The sequence below is a fragment of the Bisbaumannia pacifica genome (assembly GCF_007989625.1).
In the GTDB taxonomy this organism is placed as follows: Bacteria; Pseudomonadota; Gammaproteobacteria; order Pseudomonadales; family Halomonadaceae; genus Bisbaumannia; species Bisbaumannia pacifica.
Genome location: NZ_BJUK01000027.1, coordinates 1 through 16,594, shown reverse-complemented (window position 1 = coordinate 16,594; position 16,594 = coordinate 1). Strand labels below are relative to the sequence as shown.

The 16,594-nt window shown below is 69.2% G+C and carries 16 protein-coding genes and 1 tRNA gene; 8 read left to right on the top strand and 9 right to left on the bottom strand.

Translation table 11 applies throughout. The annotated features are described in order from the left end of the window. Positions 1-31 precede the first annotated feature (31 nt). From murJ to rplU, 6 genes are all read right to left on the bottom strand, one after another. Complete coding sequence (gene murJ, locus HPA02_RS11925; RefSeq protein ID WP_276508215.1) at positions 32-1,594, bottom strand: murein biosynthesis integral membrane protein MurJ; 1,563 nt, start codon at positions 1,592-1,594, stop codon at positions 32-34. Between the two features lie 164 nt (positions 1,595-1,758). After that, positions 1,759-2,025, bottom strand: coding sequence for a 30S ribosomal protein S20 (gene rpsT / locus HPA02_RS11920; RefSeq protein WP_146803424.1), 267 nt, complete (start codon positions 2,023-2,025; stop codon positions 1,759-1,761). Between the two features lie 197 nt (positions 2,026-2,222). Further along, positions 2,223-3,362, bottom strand: coding sequence for a glutamate 5-kinase (proB, locus tag HPA02_RS11915; protein WP_146803423.1), 1,140 nt, complete (start codon positions 3,360-3,362; stop codon positions 2,223-2,225). Between the two features lie 11 nt (positions 3,363-3,373). Next, on the bottom strand, positions 3,374-4,561 hold the full coding sequence (cgtA, locus tag HPA02_RS11910) for an Obg family GTPase CgtA (protein WP_146803422.1): 1,188 nt from the start codon (positions 4,559-4,561) through the stop codon (positions 3,374-3,376). Positions 4,562-4,660: 99 nt separating this feature from the next. After that, positions 4,661-4,918, bottom strand: a complete 258-nt coding sequence (rpmA, locus tag HPA02_RS11905; protein WP_146803421.1) for a 50S ribosomal protein L27 — start codon at positions 4,916-4,918, stop codon at positions 4,661-4,663. Positions 4,919-4,951: 33 nt separating this feature from the next. Beyond that, entirely contained in the window at positions 4,952-5,263 is a 312-nt protein-coding gene (gene rplU / locus HPA02_RS11900; protein ID WP_146803420.1) for a 50S ribosomal protein L21, read from the bottom strand. 269 nt (positions 5,264-5,532) lie between these two features. Between rplU and ispB the strand changes: the two genes are divergently transcribed. The 3 genes from ispB to HPA02_RS11885 all read left to right on the top strand — a co-directional run bounded on the left by ispB (position 5,533) and on the right by HPA02_RS11885 (position 7,260). Then, positions 5,533-6,507 carry an octaprenyl diphosphate synthase gene (gene ispB, locus HPA02_RS11895; RefSeq protein WP_146803419.1) on the top strand — a complete coding sequence of 325 codons (975 nt, stop codon included), beginning with the start codon at positions 5,533-5,535 and terminating at the stop codon, positions 6,505-6,507. A 90-nt stretch (positions 6,508-6,597) separates the two neighbouring features. Further along, positions 6,598-6,674: transfer RNA gene (locus tag HPA02_RS11890), tRNA-Pro, on the top strand. A 166-nt stretch (positions 6,675-6,840) separates the two neighbouring features. Continuing rightward, positions 6,841-7,260, top strand: a complete 420-nt coding sequence (locus HPA02_RS11885) for a hypothetical protein (protein WP_146803418.1) — start codon at positions 6,841-6,843, stop codon at positions 7,258-7,260. 4 nt (positions 7,261-7,264) lie between these two features. On the opposite strand, the gene HPA02_RS11880 is transcribed toward HPA02_RS11885, so the two are convergent. Next, positions 7,265-8,797 carry a phospholipase D family protein gene (locus tag HPA02_RS11880; RefSeq protein WP_146803417.1) on the bottom strand — a complete coding sequence of 511 codons (1,533 nt, stop codon included), beginning with the start codon at positions 8,795-8,797 and terminating at the stop codon, positions 7,265-7,267. A gap of 3 nt (positions 8,798-8,800) precedes the next feature. Beyond that, on the bottom strand, positions 8,801-9,028 hold the full coding sequence (locus HPA02_RS11875; RefSeq protein WP_146803416.1) for a hypothetical protein: 228 nt from the start codon (positions 9,026-9,028) through the stop codon (positions 8,801-8,803). A 115-nt stretch (positions 9,029-9,143) separates the two neighbouring features. Here HPA02_RS11875 and HPA02_RS11870 point away from each other — a divergent pair, with 115 nt between their 5' ends. Beyond that, positions 9,144-9,938 (top strand): TlpA family protein disulfide reductase, encoded by a 795-nt coding sequence (locus HPA02_RS11870; RefSeq protein WP_146803415.1) that lies wholly within the window; start codon positions 9,144-9,146, stop codon positions 9,936-9,938. Between the two features lie 323 nt (positions 9,939-10,261). After that, on the top strand, positions 10,262-13,195 hold the full coding sequence (gene rapA / locus HPA02_RS11865) for an RNA polymerase-associated protein RapA (RefSeq protein ID WP_146803414.1): 2,934 nt from the start codon (positions 10,262-10,264) through the stop codon (positions 13,193-13,195). Between the two features lie 74 nt (positions 13,196-13,269). Here the strand turns inward: rapA and HPA02_RS11860 are convergent, their stop codons facing one another. Beyond that, positions 13,270-14,172, bottom strand: a complete 903-nt coding sequence (locus HPA02_RS11860) for a TIGR01777 family oxidoreductase (RefSeq protein ID WP_146803413.1) — start codon at positions 14,170-14,172, stop codon at positions 13,270-13,272. Positions 14,173-14,279: 107 nt separating this feature from the next. Here HPA02_RS11860 and HPA02_RS11855 point away from each other — a divergent pair, with 107 nt between their 5' ends. The 3 genes from HPA02_RS11855 to HPA02_RS11845 are packed head-to-tail and all read left to right on the top strand — an operon-like array spanning position 14,280 to position 16,566. Further along, entirely contained in the window at positions 14,280-15,308 is a 1,029-nt protein-coding gene (locus HPA02_RS11855) for an NAD(P)/FAD-dependent oxidoreductase (RefSeq protein WP_146803412.1), read from the top strand. Continuing rightward, positions 15,293-15,664 (top strand): sirohydrochlorin chelatase, encoded by a 372-nt coding sequence (locus HPA02_RS11850; protein WP_146803411.1) that lies wholly within the window; start codon positions 15,293-15,295, stop codon positions 15,662-15,664. Before HPA02_RS11855 ends, HPA02_RS11850 begins: the two co-directional genes overlap by 16 nt. Further along, positions 15,661-16,566 carry a MerR family transcriptional regulator gene (locus tag HPA02_RS11845; RefSeq protein WP_146803410.1) on the top strand — a complete coding sequence of 302 codons (906 nt, stop codon included), beginning with the start codon at positions 15,661-15,663 and terminating at the stop codon, positions 16,564-16,566. Before HPA02_RS11850 ends, HPA02_RS11845 begins: the two co-directional genes overlap by 4 nt. Positions 16,567-16,594: the final 28 nt, after the last annotated feature.

Sequence of the window (16,594 nt, the reverse complement as noted above, 5' to 3'; positions counted from 1 at the left end):
CATCACGGGATAAAGTCAACGATTATAGCGATCAGCCATGCAGCCGGAAATGGCGCAGCCGAACGCCCCAGGCGGCCAGCCAGGCGAAGTAGATCGCCGCGCCGCCCACCACCAGGCCGGCCAGGTGCAGCACCCGCTGGCCCACGCCCCAGCCCAGCCACTGCTGCCACTCCGGCGCCAGCCAGGCCAGGCCCAGCCCCATCACCGCGCAACCGCCGAGCAGTTGCACCATGTAGCGGCCCCACCCCGGCTGCGGCACCAGCGCCTGCTGCCGCCACAGCAGGTAACCCAGCAGGCCGGCATTGAGGAAGGCCGACAGCGCCGTGGCGAGCGCCAGGCCGGCGTGGGCCAGCGGCCAGATCAGGATCAGGTTGAAGACCATGTTGGCCACCATGGCGATGATCCCCACCTTGACCGGGGTCTTGGTGTCCTGGCGGGCGAAGAAGCCCGGCGCCAGCACCTTGATCAGCATAAAGGCCACCAGCCCCAGGGCGTAGGCTCGCAGGCTCATGGCCGCCATGGCGATGTCCCGCTCGGTCATGGCGCCATAGTGGAACAGCGAGATCAACAGCGGCTCGGCGAGGATCACCAGGGCCAGGGCCGCCGGCACCCCCAGCAGCAGCACCGCGCGCATCGCCCAGTCGAGCATCCGGGCGAAGTGCTCGCCGGACTGCTCGGCATGGCGGCGCGACAGGGCCGGCAGGATCACCGTGCCCACGGCGATGCCGAAGACCCCCAGGGGCAGCTCCACCAAACGGTCCGAATAGTAGAGCCAGGAGACGCTGCCCGGGGCCAGCAGCGAGGCCAGTACGGTGTCCAGCAGCAGGTTGATCTGCGACACCGAGACCCCGAACAGCGCCGGCGCCATCAACACCAGGATGCGCCTCACCCCGGCGTGGGCGAAGTTGGGCCAGGGCCTTGGCATCAGCCCCAGGCGCGCCAGGAAGGGCACCTGGAAGGCCAGCTGGGCGAGGCCGGCGATCATTACCCCCCAGGCCAGGGCCATGGCCGGCTCGCTCATCAGCGGCGTCAGCAGCACCGCCGCGCCGATCAGCGAGAGGTTGAGTAGCACCGGGGTAAAGGCCGGCACCGCGAAGCGGCTCCAGGTATTGAGCACGCTGCCGGCGAAGGCGGTCAGCGAGATCAGCAGCAAATAGGGGAAAGTAAGCCGCAGCATCTCGGCGGTGAGCGCCAGCTTGGCCGGATCACGGCCGAAGCCGGGGGCGAACAGCCACACCAGCCAGGGGGCGGCGAACATGGCCAGGGCGGTGATCAGCAGCAGCACCACCGCCAGACTGCCGGCCACCGCGTCGAGCAGCTCGCGCACCTCGGCCCGGGAGCGCTGGGCGGCATACTCCGAGAGCACCGGGATAAAGGCCTGATTGAAGGCCCCCTCGGCGAACAGCCGACGCATGAAGTTGGGGATCTTGAAGGCCACGAAGAAGGCATCGGCCCCCTGGCCGGCCCCGAACAGGGCGGCGATCACCACGTCCCGGGCCAGCCCCATGACCCGCGAGACCATGGTCATCACGCTGACCACCAGGCCGGAGCGCAGCAGGCCGGCACGCACCGGCGGCTGGGCGGCGTCGCTCACGGGGGGAGGTACTGTCTGGGGATCGTCGTTGGCCACGGGCATCGCCTTGCTGGGGTGGAGTGACGGCCATAAAAAAACCGGCCGAAGCCGGTTTTTTCCTAAGCACTGCTTGCATTAGCAGGCCTCCGTGGAGGCCGGGCAATCAGTCCTAGTGGGCGTCCGGCTTACGCAGCCAGCGCCTTAATTCGCTTGTTCAGACGGCTCTTCAGGCGAGCGGCCTTCTTCTTGGACAGCACGTCCTTGTCGGCGATGCGGTCGATGACCGGCTGGGCCGCCTTGAAGGCGTCCATGGCCTGAGCGTGGTCGCCGCCGTCGATGGCCTTGAGCACCCGCTTGACGTAGGTGCGGACCATGCTGCGCTGGCTGGACTTCAGGACGCGACGCTGCTCTGCCTGACGGGCGCGCTTGCGGGCTTGCTTGCTGTTAGCCACTACTATCTCCTTGGAGAATCTTTACCGCTACTGGGTAAAATCTTGGTAACTAGTTGACCTGGCTGGGCTTTGTCGAGATCCCAACCGGTTTGGCCGGCGTTGATCGAAATCGCCACCACGGGCCGTGTCTGAGAGGATGGCGCATTCTAGCATGTCAAGTCCGGGGTTGCCATAACCCAGCAGCCGGGCCGTTGCCGTCAGAGCACCACCAGATTATCGCGATGGATCAACTCCGGGGCCTCCATATAACCGAGGATCGCCTCGATCTGATGGCTGGGCTGGCCGAGCAACTGCCGCGCCTCGTCGGCGCCATAGTTGACCAACCCCTTGGCCACTCGCTTCCCGGCCTCGTCCACGCAGACCACCATATCGCCGCGCACGAAGGTGCCGGAGATCGCCTTGACCCCCACCGGCAGCAGGCTCGAGCCGCGACTGCGCAGCACCTTCACCGCCCCGGCATCCAGGGTCAGATGACCGCGCACCTGCAGCTGCCCCGCCAGCCAGCGCTTGCGGGCCGCCATGGGCGCCTGCTCGGGACGCAGCAGGGTGCCCAGGCGCTCGCCGTCCACCAGCCGTGTCAGCACCTCGGGCTGGCGGCCGCTGGCGATGGCGGTGACCGCCCCGGAGCGTGCCGCCAACTGGGCCGCCCGCACCTTGGTGATCATGCCGCCGCGCCCCAGGGCGCCGCCATCGCCGGCCATGCCGGCCAGACGCGGGTCGTCGGCGCGCCCCTCCTGGATCAGCTTGGCCTCGGGATCGTGCCGGGGGTCGGCGTCGAAGAGCCCCTCCTGATCGGTGAGGATCACCAGGGCATCGGCCTCCAACAGGTTGGCCACCAGGGCGCCCAGGGTGTCGTTGTCGCCGAAGCGGATCTCGTCGGTGACCACGGTGTCGTTCTCGTTGATCACCGGCACCACCCGCAGGTCGACCAGGGTGCGCAGCGCCGAGCGGGCGTTGAGGTAGCGCTTGCGGTTGGAGAGGTCGTCGTGGGTCAGCAGGATCTGGGCGGTCAGCAGCTTATGCCGCCCGAAGTGCCCCTCGTAGCATTCGGTGAGGCCGTTCTGCCCCACCGCGGCGGCGGCCTGCAGCTCATGTACCGCCGAGGGCCGGGCCTGCCAGCCCAGGCGTACCATGCCGGCGGCCACCGCCCCGGAGGAGACCAGCACCACCTCGATGCCACGGCGATGCAGCTCGGCGATCTGGTCGACCCAGCCGCCGATGGCCGCCTCGTCCAGGCCGCGGCCGTCATTGGTCAGCAGCGCACTGCCGATTTTCACCACCACCCGCCGGGCGCCCGCCAGGGCCTCGCGCCCCGGCGCCTGCTCCTTGACCGTCATCTCAGGCTTTCCTACTGCACGTATTCGACGTCGACATCATAATCGTCATCGTCGAAGTCGTCGTCATCATCCGTATCGCGCTTGCGCTTGCGACCCAGGCGCTCCTCGGTGCGTGCCACCGACTCCGCCTCCATGCGCTCACGCATCTGCCGCTCGCGCTCGGCGGCCTCCTCGTCCTCGTGCTCCAGCCGGCGCTGCTCGGTGAGCCAGCGATGCACCGCCTGGACCAGGGCCTCGGTGCCCTCGCCGGAGATCGCCGAGATGCGGAACACCGGGCCTTCCCACGCCAAGCGCGAGATGATCTCCTCGGCCACCGCCTCGCGCTGCTCCTCGGGGAGCAGGTCGAACTTGTTGAGCACCAGCCAGCGGGGCCGCTCGGAGAGCGCCGCGGAGAACTGCTCCAGCTCGTTGACGATGGCCTCGGCGGCCGCCACCGGATCGGACTCGTCGAAGGGCGCCACGTCCACCACATGCAGCAGCAGCCGGGTACGGGTCAGGTGCTTGAGGAAACGCAGCCCCAGGCCGGCCCCCTCGGAGGCGCCCTCGATCAGCCCCGGCACATCGGCCATCACGAAGTGCTCATGAGGACCGATCTTCACCACCCCCAGGTTGGGTACCAGGGTGGTGAAGGGGTAGTTGGCGACCTTGGGCTTGGCGGCGGAGACGGCGCGAATCAGCGTCGACTTGCCGGCATTGGGCAGGCCCAGCAGGCCCACGTCGGCCATCACCTTCATCTCCAGGCGCAGGTTGCGACGCTCGCCCTCGGTGCCCTTGGTGGTCTGCCGCGGCGCCCGATTGGTGGAGGACTTGAAGTGGATATTGCCCAGCCCACGGCGACCGCCCTGGCCCACCAGCACCACCTGACCGGCCTCGGTGACATCGGCGATCACCTCGAGGGTCTCCTCGTCGATCACCGTGGTCCCCACCGGCACCTTGATATGCAGGTCGTCGCCGGCCTTGCCGCTCATCTGCCGGCCCTGGCCGGGCTGGCCGTTCTGGGCCTTGTAGAAGCGCTGGTACTTGAAGTCGATCAGGGTGTTGAGGGCATCGTCACCGATCAGGTAGACGCTGCCGCCGTGGCCTCCGTCGCCGCCATCGGGGCCACCCTTGGGCACGTACTTCTCGCGCCGGAAGCTCAGGCAACCGTTACCGCCCTTGCCGGCTTCGACGATGATCGAGGCTTCGTCGACGAACTGCATCTGTCACTCTCCTGGCGGCCGCTGCCGCCCCGCCGCCATCATATAAGTACAAGAAGGCCCCGCCTGGGCGGGGCCTTCCTAACACAGGTTCGGGCGGTCTCAGGCGGAGACGACGCTGACGAACTTGCGGTTCTTCGGACCCTTGGTCTCGAACTTGATCACGCCTTCGTCCAGGGCGAACAGGGTGTGATCCTTGCCAACGCCCACGCCGGTACCGGCGTGGAACTTGGTGCCGCGCTGACGGACGATGATGTTGCCCGGCTTGACGACCTGACCGCCGTACAGCTTGACACCAAGGCGCTTGGATTCTGAATCACGGCCGTTCCGCGTGGAACCGGCAGCCTTCTTATGAGCCATTGCAAATACCTCGCTCTAGGGGGATTGGACCGCTTAGGCGGAGATCCCGGTGATCTTGACTTCAGTGAACCACTGACGGTGGCCCTGACGCTTCATGTGGTGCTTGCGGCGACGGAACTTGATGATGGTCACCTTGTCGCCACGGCCGTGAGAGACGACCTCGGCGGAGACCTTGGCACCGTCGACGACCGGGGCGCCGACCTTGACGTCGTCGCCATCGGCAACCAGCAGCACCTGGTCGAAATCGATGGTTTCACCGGTGGCCACTTCCAGCTTCTCGAGCTTCAGGGTCTGGCCTTCCTGAACGCGGTACTGCTTGCCACCGCTCTTGATCACTGCATACATGGGCTTTCTCTCCAATTACTCATCGGGGTGTGCTCTTCATCGGCCTGCGTCGAGTGGCGCCCCTTCCGGCAGCCATCTGACAGGGAGCGTGATGAGTCGGGTCGCGGATTATAACGGCAGGCAAGCCTTGACACAAGCCGCAGGCCGCGCAATGCCTGGCTTGACGCCCATCGGCCCCCTCCATAGCATTAGCCCCACCCAAGGCCGGATCACATCGCACACCGTCACCCCCTCGGCCCCACCCTCTTATCGCGACAAGCCCAACACTCATGCAGCCAACCGCATCGCCCATCCATGCGGCGGTGGCAGAAGATTTCGCCGCCGTCAATCGCACCATCCAGGCCCAGCTGGCGTCCCGCGTGCCCCTGGTGGAAACCATCGGCAACTACATCACCGAGAGCGGCGGCAAGCGCCTGCGTCCCCTGCTGGTGTTGTTGGCGGCACGCTCTTTGGGCTACGAGGGCGATCAACACATCACCCTGGCCACCCTGATCGAGTTCATGCACACCTCCACCCTGCTGCATGACGACGTGGTGGACGAATCGCATATGCGTCGCGGCAAGGCCACCGCCAACGACGCCTGGGGCAATGCCCCCTCGGTGCTGGTGGGCGACTTCCTCTACTCCCGATCCTTCCAGATGATGGTGGAGATCGGCTCCATGGAGGTGATGCGCATCCTCTCCGGCGCGACCTGCGTCATCGCCGAAGGCGAGGTGCTGCAGCTCACCAACGTGGGCAACCCGGACGTCGACGAGGCCGCCTACTTCGAGACCATCCAGGGCAAGACGGCGATGCTCTTCGAGGCCGCCTCCCACACCGGCGCCATCATCGCCGACGCCACCCCGGAGCAGGCGGCGGCGCTGCAGCACTATGGCCGTTACCTGGGCCTGGCCTTCCAGTTGATCGACGACCTACTCGACTACCAAGGCGATGCCGAGACCATGGGCAAGAACGTCGGCGACGACCTGGCCGAGGGCAAGCCCACCCTGCCGCTGATCCAGGCCATGGTGGCGGGCAACGCCGAGCAGGCCGAGGTGATTCGCCAAGCGATCCGCCAGGGCGGCCTGGAGCGCCTCGACGAGGTGCTAAGCATCGTCGAGGCCACCGGCGCTTTGGACTACACCCGCGCCCGGGCCGAGGAGATGGTCGAGCTGGCCCTGGCCCAGCTCGAGGCCCTGCCGGCGAGCCCCTACCGGGAGAGCATGGCGCTGCTGGCGCGCCTGGCGGTAGAACGCAAGACCTGAGGCGAAGAAAACGAGCAAGCGCCGCGATGCTTGCATCGCGGCGGCGAATGCGTATAATGCGTCTCCGTTGAGGCGCCAGCCCCAACGCGTCGGAGTATAGCTCAGCTTGGTAGAGCGCTGCCTTCGGGAGGCAGAGGTCGTAGGTTCGAATCCTGCTACTCCGACCACAATTCCAGAAAACGCCCGCTCACTCGAGCGGGCGTTTTCGTATGTCGCCAACTCCCGCCCCCTCCCGATAAGCCCCGCCAATCGTCGCCATGGCCAGAATCCAAGGGCCGAATGCCCGCCGCTGGGTCAGACTGAGGCTAACGCCATCCATCGGAGGGGAACCTCATGCAACGCCTGTCCCTGGAAGACGCGGTACTGCGCCTGAGAGAACTCGGCCCCATGGAGCAGTTCTGCACCAAGGTGCTGCGCTTGCCGCTGATCCTGCGCACCGCGCGTAGCGCCATCTTCGCGCTGGGCAGCGACGAGCGCGGCCACACCCAGGTGCTGATGTTGCTGGAAGACACCCCGGAGGCGAGCCCCCGCGAGCTGACCCTGGAGGTGAGCGAAGACGAGTTTCCCGCCGCCTGCGGCCAGTTGACCCGGCATGGCGCGCGCCTCTTCGAGAGCGAGGGCAGCTATGCGCCGGGCTGCGCCTGGCGGATTCTCCACTGCTCCCTGCCGGAAGGGCATCGCCTACGGGTCATCAGCATCGACCCGAGGCGCTGCGCCCCCGGCATGGGCGATCCCGGGGCGGCCGGTCGCTAAGCGACTAGAGCAGCGACTCCACCCCGGGCAGTCGCCCCAACCAGGCGCCGAGGCGCCGCCAGAACCCCGCGGGGTCGCGGTGCCAAACCCGATGCCGATCGCCATCCCGGGCATGCCAGGAGAGCCGGCCGGCGGCATCCCGGCGCACCCGATAGCTCACCGCCGGGTGCATGCCCTCCTCGGCCAGCGCCCAGAGCCGGGCATTGAGCGCGGGGCTGTCGATCAACACCCCCACCTCGGTATTCCACCACAGCGAGCGCGGGTCGATATTGAAGCTGCCGACGAAGAGGCGATCCGCATCGAAGGCCATGGCCTTGATATGCAGGCTGGAGCCGGAGGCACCCGGCAGGCCCGCGCCGGTGGCATCTTCACCATCGGGACGCAGTTCGAAGAGGCGCACGCCCCGCGCCAGCAAGGCCGGCCGATAACGCGCATAGGCGCCATGCACCGCGGGAATGTCCGTGGCCGCCAGGGAGTTGGTGATCACGGTGGTTTCCACCCCGGCCTCGGCCAGCTCGGCGAGGCGTGCCACTCCCTGTCGCGTCGGCACGAAATAGGCGGAGATCAGCAGCAGTCGCTCGTCCGGGGCATCGAGGCGCGCGGCGAGCGCGCCGGCCAGGGTCTGGTCTAGGGCGGGCCGCCCTGTCAGGCGCACCTTGCCGGGGTCGTCCCAGAGCGCCTCGCCATGAGCCCAAATCAGGGGCCCGAGCAGGGTCGGCGCCTCGGCATAGCGCCGCCTCAGGGCCTGGAAATAGCGGTTGCCCTCCCGCTGGGTGGCCTGCCAGGCCTCCAGCTCCTCGAGCAATTGCCGCCAGGCCCCCGGCTGCGCCGTGGCGAAGCGCGCCAGGGGCTGGGCGAGGGGGTGCCGCCAGTAACTGTCGAAACCCGCCGAGAGGTCGGCGGCGATGGGCCCCGCGGCCAGCACGTCCAGGTCGGCGAAGTTGCGCCGCGTGTCGGCATCGAAGTACTCGTCACCGAGGTTGCGCCCGCCGGTGATGGCCACGGCGTTATCCACCACCCATAGCTTGTTGTGCATGCGCCGATGCTGACGATCCAAGTCGAGCCCCATCATCAGGCCGCGGGTCAGCAGGCTACCGCGCCCGCGCAGCAGTGGATTGAAGAGGCGCACCTCCACGTCGGGGTGGCTATCCAGCGCCGCCAGGTAGCCCTCGCTGCCGAGGCTGGCCAGGTCATCCAGCAGCAGGCGCACCCGCACGCCCCGCTGCGCCGCCCGCAGGGCACGCCCCATCAGTACCCGAGTGGTGATGCCGTCATCGGCGATATAGCTCTGCACGTCCAGGCTGCGCTGCGCCTGATCGACCAGGGCGGCGCGCAGGGCGAAGGCCTCATCGCCCCGGGGCAGCAGCCGATAGCCGCTGCGCCCCTGGCGAGCCGCCGCCTCGCCGAGGCTCCATGCCCCCAGGCGAGTGGCCGCCACCTCGTGGGGCAGCAGCGCCATGGAGGCGGTACGCGTGGCCGCCGGCGGAATGCACCCCGCCAGCAGCAATGCCAGCAGCAGCGGCGCGAGGCGATGCATGGGTCAGTCGTCGCGATGGGCGGCGTCGCGACGCTTGCGCCACTTGTTGCGGCGATAGAGGCGCGCCACCGCGATGCCCAGGGCGAAGGCCACCATCACCGCCAGGGTCACGCCCTGCCAGTAGCGGGCACCGTCGTCCATCAGGGTGCCGAGGGTAATGATGGTGATAAAACCGATGGCCTGGCTGGCAATGGCCAGGGCACGCAGGGTATCGAAGGCCGGCTTGGCCATGCACAACTCCCGTCGCTGGTGAGTGACAGCCCCTCTCGCGGTCAGTAGGCTAGCGCTGAAACGATCATTGTAGCGCGGCCGACTCCGGCCGCCGAGCCCGCCCCGGAGCCCCGTCATGGATGCCATCGCCCTCGGCCCCGTCCTGCTCTCCCTGCCCCGCCTCTACGCCATCGCCGCGGCCCTGGTGCTGCTGGCGGCCAGTTGGTTCCTGCTCGGCCTGCCTCGCGCCCTGCATGCTCGCTGGTTCAATGGCCTGCTGCTGAGCTGGCTGGTGGGCGCGCGCCTGGGGCATGGCTTATTGCACTGGGAGAGCTATGCGGCGGCGCCCCTGGACCTGCTCAAGCTGTGGCAGCCCGGCTATCACGGCCTCTGGGGCCTGCTGGCGGCGCTGACCTGGAGCGCCTGGACGCTGCGCCACCGAGTAGTGCGCATGGGCGGCGCCATGTTGCTGGTCGTGGGCAGTTCGGCCATGTGGCTGGCCCTGGTGACCTGGCAACCCGGCGCCAAGCCCCTGGCGATGCCGACACTGCCCGACCTGGCCCTGGAGAACCTCGACGGCGAGGTCGTCAACCTGCGCTCCCTGGCCGGCGAGACGGTGCTGCTCAACCTCTGGGCCACCTGGTGCCCGCCCTGCCTGCGGGAGATGCCACTGCTGGCCGAGGCGGATGCCCGGGAGGGGGTCACCGTGGTGGTGGCCAACCAGGGCGAGGACCTGCTCCAGGTGATGCGCTACCTGGACGACCAGGAGCTCGACTTCCGCTACGCCCTGCTCGACCCCCACCAGGAGTTGATGGTGCGAACGGCGTCACCGGGGCTGCCCACCACCCTGCTCTTCGATGCCGAGGGACGCATCGTTCAACACCATGTCGGCGAGCTGACCCGGGCCCAGCTGGAGCGCTGGCTCCCCTGACCGACACCCGACGCTTCGGCCGACAGCTTCGGGCGACCTTCCGAAACCCGCACCATAGGGGCGAGCCGGGCCCGCCGGAGCGCTGGCTCCCCTGACCGACACCCGACGCTTCGGCCGACAGCTTCGGGCGACCTTCCGAAACCCGCACCATAGGGGCGAGCCGGGCCCGCCGGAGTGCCGGCTACGCTGCCCGGCAAGCATCGATTCGGCCTACAGCCTCGGGCCACTTTCCGGTACCATACCGCGCCCTGCCGCCGCCCCTTCCGCGAGAGCCCGGGCGGCGATGAGCCATTGGCAGCACCCTGTTGATCATCCGAGGCATCATGAGCGAATTTTCTCCCGGTCAGCGCTGGATCAGCGACGGCGAAGCCGAGCTGGGCCTGGGCACCGTCCTGAACTGTGATTTCCGCACCGTCACCGTGCTGTTCAGCGCCAGCCAGGAAACCCGAACCTACAGCGTGCGCCAGGCCCCCCTGACCCGCGTGGCCTTCGGTAGCGGCGACCGCATCCAGGCCGCCGAGGGCTGGTTCCTCACCGTCGACGACAGCAAGGAAGCGAACGGCCTGATCGTCTATATCGGCGAGGATGACGACGGCGAACTGCGCGAGCTGCCCGAGGTGCGCCTGGCCGACACCATGCAGTTCAATCAGGCCCGGGACCGTTTGCTGACCGGCCAGGTGGATCGCAATGACTGGTTCGACCTGCGCTTTCGCACCCTGCACCATCACGCCCGCATCGAGCAGCACCCGGCCCTGGGCCTGGCGGGCCCCAAGATCGACCTGATCCCCCACCAGCTGTATATCGCCGAGGAGGTGGCCGGGCGCCATGCGCCACGGGTGCTGCTGGCCGACGAGGTGGGCCTGGGCAAGACCATCGAGGCGGGCCTGATCCTGCATCGCCTGCTGCTCAGCGGCCGCGCCGAGCGCGCCCTGATCCTGGTCCCGGACAGCCTGACCCACCAGTGGCTGGTGGAACTGCTGCGCCGCTTCGCCCTCGAGGTGACCCTGCTCGACGAGCACCAGAGCCTGGCCCACGGCGACGCCAACCCCTTCGACAGCGGCCAGCTGGTGCTGGCCAGCCAGCAATGGCTGTTCGCCAACCCGCACCGCCAGGCCCAGGCCGAGGCCTGCGACTGGGATCTGCTGATCGTCGACGAGGCCCACCACCTGGACTGGTCGCCGGAGCAGAGCGGCCCCGGTTACGCCTGCGTGGAGCGCCTGGCCGGCGCCATCGACGGGGTGCTGCTGCTCACCGCCACCCCGGAGCAGATGGGCGTGGCCAGCCACTTCGCCCGCCTGCGCCTGCTCGACCCGGAGCGTTACCAGAGCCTGGAGCGCTTCCAGGCCGAGGAGCAGGGTTATGTGGCGGTGGCCGCGGCGATCGACGCCCTGGAGCAGGAGTCCCTCGACGCCCCGGCTCGGGATCGCCTCGGCGCCGTGGTGGACGATGCCGATAGCCAGGCCCTGCTGACGCTGCTGACCCACCCCGAGAGCGATGCCGACCAGCGCGCCCGGGCCCGCGCCCAGCTGCGCGAACAGCTCCTCGACCGCCACGGCACCGGCCGGGTGATGTTCCGCAACAGCCGCCGTCATGTGGGCGGCTTCCCGGAGCGGCGCCTGACGGTCACGCCCCTGGAGGCTCCCAGCGCCTACCGCCGGGTGTTGCGCAAGCTGGATCGCGACGAGGACTACCTGGACGAGCTGCTGATCGAGACCGGCCTCGATCACCCCGAGGTGCTGCTCTACCTGGACACCATGTACCAGGCCCTGGCGGACGACCCCCTGAATGCCGAGCCCTGGTGGCAGTTCGACCCGCGGGTCACCTGGCTACTCGAATACCTGGTGGAGCACGGCGACGACAAGGTGCTGGTGATCGCCCACGACAAGGCCACCGCCCAGGGCCTGGCCGAGGGCCTGCGGGTGCTGGGCGGGGTGCATGCCCCGGTGTTCCACGAGGACCTCTCCCTGGTCGAGCGTGACCGTGCCGCGGCGGCCTTCGCCGACGCCGAGGAGGGCTGCCAGGCGCTGGTCTGCTCGGAGATCGGCTCCGAGGGGCGCAACTTCCAGTTCTGCCATCACCTGGTGATGTTCGACCTGCCCCAGCATCCGGATCAGCTGGAGCAGCGCATCGGCCGCCTCGACCGCATCGGCCAGCGCCACCCCATCGAGATCCAGGTGCCGGTGTTCGCCGGCAGCCCCGGCGAGCGCCTGCTGCGCTGGTACCGGGAGGGGATGGACGCCTTCGGCGCCCCCCATGGCGTCGGTAACGACCTCTTCGCCGCCTTCGGCGACGCCCTGGCCGACGCCCTGCTCGACGACGAGAGCCTGGAGGAGGTGATCGCGGAGACCCGGGCACTGTTCGAGAGCCGCCTGGCCGAGCGCGACGCCGGGCGCAACCGCCTGCTGGAACTCAACGCCTGCCGCCCGGGCCGGGCCGAGGCCACCGCCGCGGCCATCGGCGAGCTGGACGCGGACAAGGCGCTGCCCCGCTACCTGGACCAGGCGCTGGATATCTTCGGCGTCGACAGCCAGGAACTGGGCGGCAAGATCCTCCACCTGCGCGCCGGGCCGCAGATGCTCGACGGCCTGCCGGGGCTGGTCAAGGGCGAGGAGGGCTTCTCCGCCACCCTGGATCGGGGCGTGGCCCTGGCCCGGGACGATGTCCAGCGCCTCTCCTGGGAGCACCCGCTGCTGCGCGAGATGATGGGACGCATCCTGGATGGCGCCATGGGCAACACCGCCCTGGCGTTGCTCAAGCATCCGGCGATTCCCACCGGCCGGGTGATGGCGGAACTGGTCTTCCGCACCCACTGCCCGGCCCCCAAGAAGCTGCATATCAACCGCTTCCTGCCGGCCACGGCGGTGCGGGTGCTGCTCGACGAGTCCGGCGCCAATCTCAGCGACAAGGTCTCCTTCACCGGCCTGGCCAAGAACCTGCAGAAGGTCAAGAAGGCGGTGGCCCGGGACCTGATCAAGAGCCGTCATGAGCAGCTGCGCGAGCTGCTCGACAAGGGCGAGGCCGAAGCGGAGCGGGAGCTGCCCTCCATCGTCGAGGCCGCCCAGCGGCGCATGCGCGACAGCCTAGACGGCGAGCTGGCTCGTCTCAGCGCCCTGGCCCGCCATAACCCGGCGGTCCGCGAGGACGAGATCCAGGCCCTGCGTGACGAGCGCAGCGCCCTGGATGCCGCCATCGAGGGCGCCCGACTGCGCCTGGATGCGGTACGGGTGATCGTCACCATCGATAACGAGACCCGCTAGCCTCCTGAAGGCAGAACGCCGCGTCCCATCTCGGGACGCGGCGTTTTTGGTTATGGGCACCGGCACCCTCGGCGCTAGCCGAGAATCTCCGCCAGGGCCCGATCCAGGGTCGGGTACTCGAAGGTGAAACCGGCCGCCTCGAGGCGATCCGGGCGCATGTCCGCGCCGGTCAGCAGCAGGTCGGCCATCTCCCCCAGCGCCAGCCTGAGCACCCAGGCCGGCGCCGGGAAGATCGCCGGGCGCTTGAGCTGGCGCGCCAGGAGGCGGGTAAAGGTGGCGTTGCGCACCGGGGTCGGGGCGCTGCCGTTGAAGGGGCCGCTCAGCTCCTCCCGGGTCAGCAGGAACTCGATGGCCCGCACCAGGTCGAGGCGATGAATCCACGGCATGAACTGCCGGCCATCGCCGAAACGTCCCCCCAGCCCCAGGCGGAAGGGTGGCAGCATCTTGGCCAGGCTGCCGCCGTCGCGGTCCAGCACCAGGCCGGTACGCAGCAGCGCCACCCGCACCCCCAGGGGCTCCGCCTGCCGGGCCGCGTCCTCCCACTGGCGACACAGCCGATGGGCGAACTCGTCATGGGGCGGCGTCTGCTCGTCGACCCGGACATCCCCCTGATCACCATAGAAGCCCATGGCCGAGCCGGAGACCAGCACCCGGGGGGCGGCCTGCTGTTCCACCAGCCGCTGGCAGAGCGCCACCAGCTCCCGGGTGATGGTCAGGCGGGAATCGACCAGCCGCGTCTTCTGCGCCTCGCTCCAGCGCTTGCCGGCGATGGACTCGCCGGCCAGGTTGATCATCCCCTCGGGGCGTGCCGCCTCGGCCTCGGCCACCCGGGCGATCACCCGCACTTCCTCGGGCAGCACCCGGCGTGCCGCCTGAGGGTCCCGCGAGACCACCCATACCTCATGTCCCGCCTCGATCAGGCGCCGACAGAGCGGGCGCCCCACGAAACCGCTGCCTCCGGTGACCAGAATACGCATGCGACTACTCCCCGAACCGAAACAAGTTATACAATGATTGTACGGTTTTGTTAGTCTAGCCGATATGGCCACGCTGCCTACCCATTCACCGTCGCCGGAAACGCGCCATGCCCTCCATCGCCATTATCGGAGCCGGTCTCGCCGGCCTCGCCTGCGCCAGGGCCCTGCAGGAGCGGGGACTCGACACCACCCTGTTCGACAAGGCCCGAGGCCCCGGCGGCCGCCTGAGCAGCCGTCGCCTGCCCGAGGCCATCGTCGATATCGGCGCCCAGTACTTCACCGCCCGCCACGCCGATTTCCGGCGCGTGCTGAGCGGCTGGCAGGACTCGGGCCTGGTGGCCCCCTGGCCCGAGGCGCTGTGGGCGCAAGAGGGGCAGGACGCTGCCCCGCGGGAGGACGGCATTCCGCGCTACTGTGCGGTGCCACGAATGAGCGCCCTGAGCCGTCACCTGGCCGAGGGCCTGAGGCTCCACGCCCGGACCCGCATCCAGGCCCTGCACCGCGACGGCCAGGCCTGGTGGCTGGAGAGCGATAGCGGCGAGCGCTTCGGGCCCTTCGCTGCGGTGGCCATCGGCGCCCCGCCGCCGCAGGCCCAGGCGCTGGTGGCGGCCCATGATGCCGAGCTGGCCCGGGCCTGCGGCGAGATAGAGCAGGCGCCCTGCTGGGCCGCCTATGCATTATTCGACGCCCCGCTGCCGGTGGCCTGGCAGGCCTTGCGGCCGGGTCGAGGCCCCCTGGCCTTCGTCGGTCGCAATCACACCAAGCCGGGCCGCGACCGCCAGGGCGAGAGCCTGACCCTGCATGCCACGCCGACCTGGAGTCGCGACCACCTGGCGCTCTCTCCCGAGGCGGCCGCCACTGCCCTCCTGGACGCCCTGGCGGCTATACTCCCGGCCTCGGCCCGACCCGACACCCCGCGCCTGCTCGGCGCCCACCGCTGGCGCTATGCCCGCCCGATATGCCCCGCCGAAGGACCCGGCTTCCGCCTGACCCGGCATGGCCTGGGACTCTGTGGCGATGGTTGGACGGAGGGCCGGGTGGAGGATGCCTGGCGCTCCGGCCACCTGCTGGGCCGAGCACTGGCCGAGCTGACCCCCGCTTCGCCGATTGGAGGCACCCAATGTCCCACGCCCTGATCCTGCTTGCCCACGGCTCCCGCGACCCCCGCTGGCAGGCTCCCTTCGCCGCCCTGGCCGACACCCTCGGCCAGCGCCTGACCACGCCGCTGCGTCTCGCCTACATGGAGCTCTGCGAGCCCTCCCTGGAGGCCAGCGTGGCCGAGCTGGCCGAGGCCGGCATCACCCGCATCGATATCCTGCCGCTGTTCTTCGCCGCCGGTCGTCACCTGCGCGAGGACGTCCCGGGCCAGGTGGCGGCGCTGGAGCGTCGACACCCCGAGTTGCGGCTCTCGCTACTGGCACCGGTGGGCGAGCACCCCGCCTTCGTCGAGGCCCTGACCACCATTATCCATGAGCGCGCGAGGTCGTCATGACACTACAGGCCAACCACCCCAGCGACACCCCGCTCTACCCGATCCGCGAGGTCTCTCGCCTGACCGGCGTCAATGCCGTGACCCTGCGCGCCTGGGAGCGCCGCTACGGGCTGATTCGCCCGCAGCGCACCCCCAAGGGGCATCGCCTCTATACCCGCGAGGATATCGAGCGCATCGAACGTATCCTGCAGTGGCTCAATCGCGGCGTGCCGGTCAGCCAGGTCACCGAGCTGCTCGATCAGCCCGAACGGGTCGAGGCCCCGCCCCCCGGCGCCGGCGACTGGCCGGAGCAGCGTCAGCAGATGGCCGCCGCCGTGGAGAGCCTCGACCTGGAGCGCCTCGAGGGGCTCTACCAGCAGGCCCTGGCCCTCTATCCCATGGCCACCTGCCTGGAAGAGCTGCTCACCCCGGTGGTTGCGAGCCTGGAGGAAGGCTGGGAGGAGCAGCTGGGCGCCTGCCTGCAGCGCCGCACCCTGGAGTCCTTCCTGCGCACCCGGGTCGGCACCCGCCTCTACCATGCCAATCGCGGCAATAACGGGCCCTGGCTGGTGATCAGCCACCTGCCGGAGGCCAAGGGCCCGCTGTGGGACCTGCTCGCCGCCCTGGCCGCCAGCGATGCCGGCTATCGGGTCCACCTGCTGGACGGCCCCCTGCCCATCGGCGAGTGGCCCCTGGCCGCCGAGCGCCTCAAGGCGGTGGCCCTGGTGCTGTGCAGTGGCCAGGCAGAGCGCGCCGACCTGGTGCGCCGCCAGCTGCCCCGCCTGGCGGAGCAACTGGCGGTGCCCCTGGGACTGTGCGGCCCGGTGGCACGCATTCGTGCCGCCGAGCTGGAGGCCACCCGGGTCACCCTGCTGGGCGAGACGCCCCAGGCCGCTATCCAGGCGCTGGGCGAGCGACTCTAGGCCATATCTGAAAACTGGCTGCGCTCGG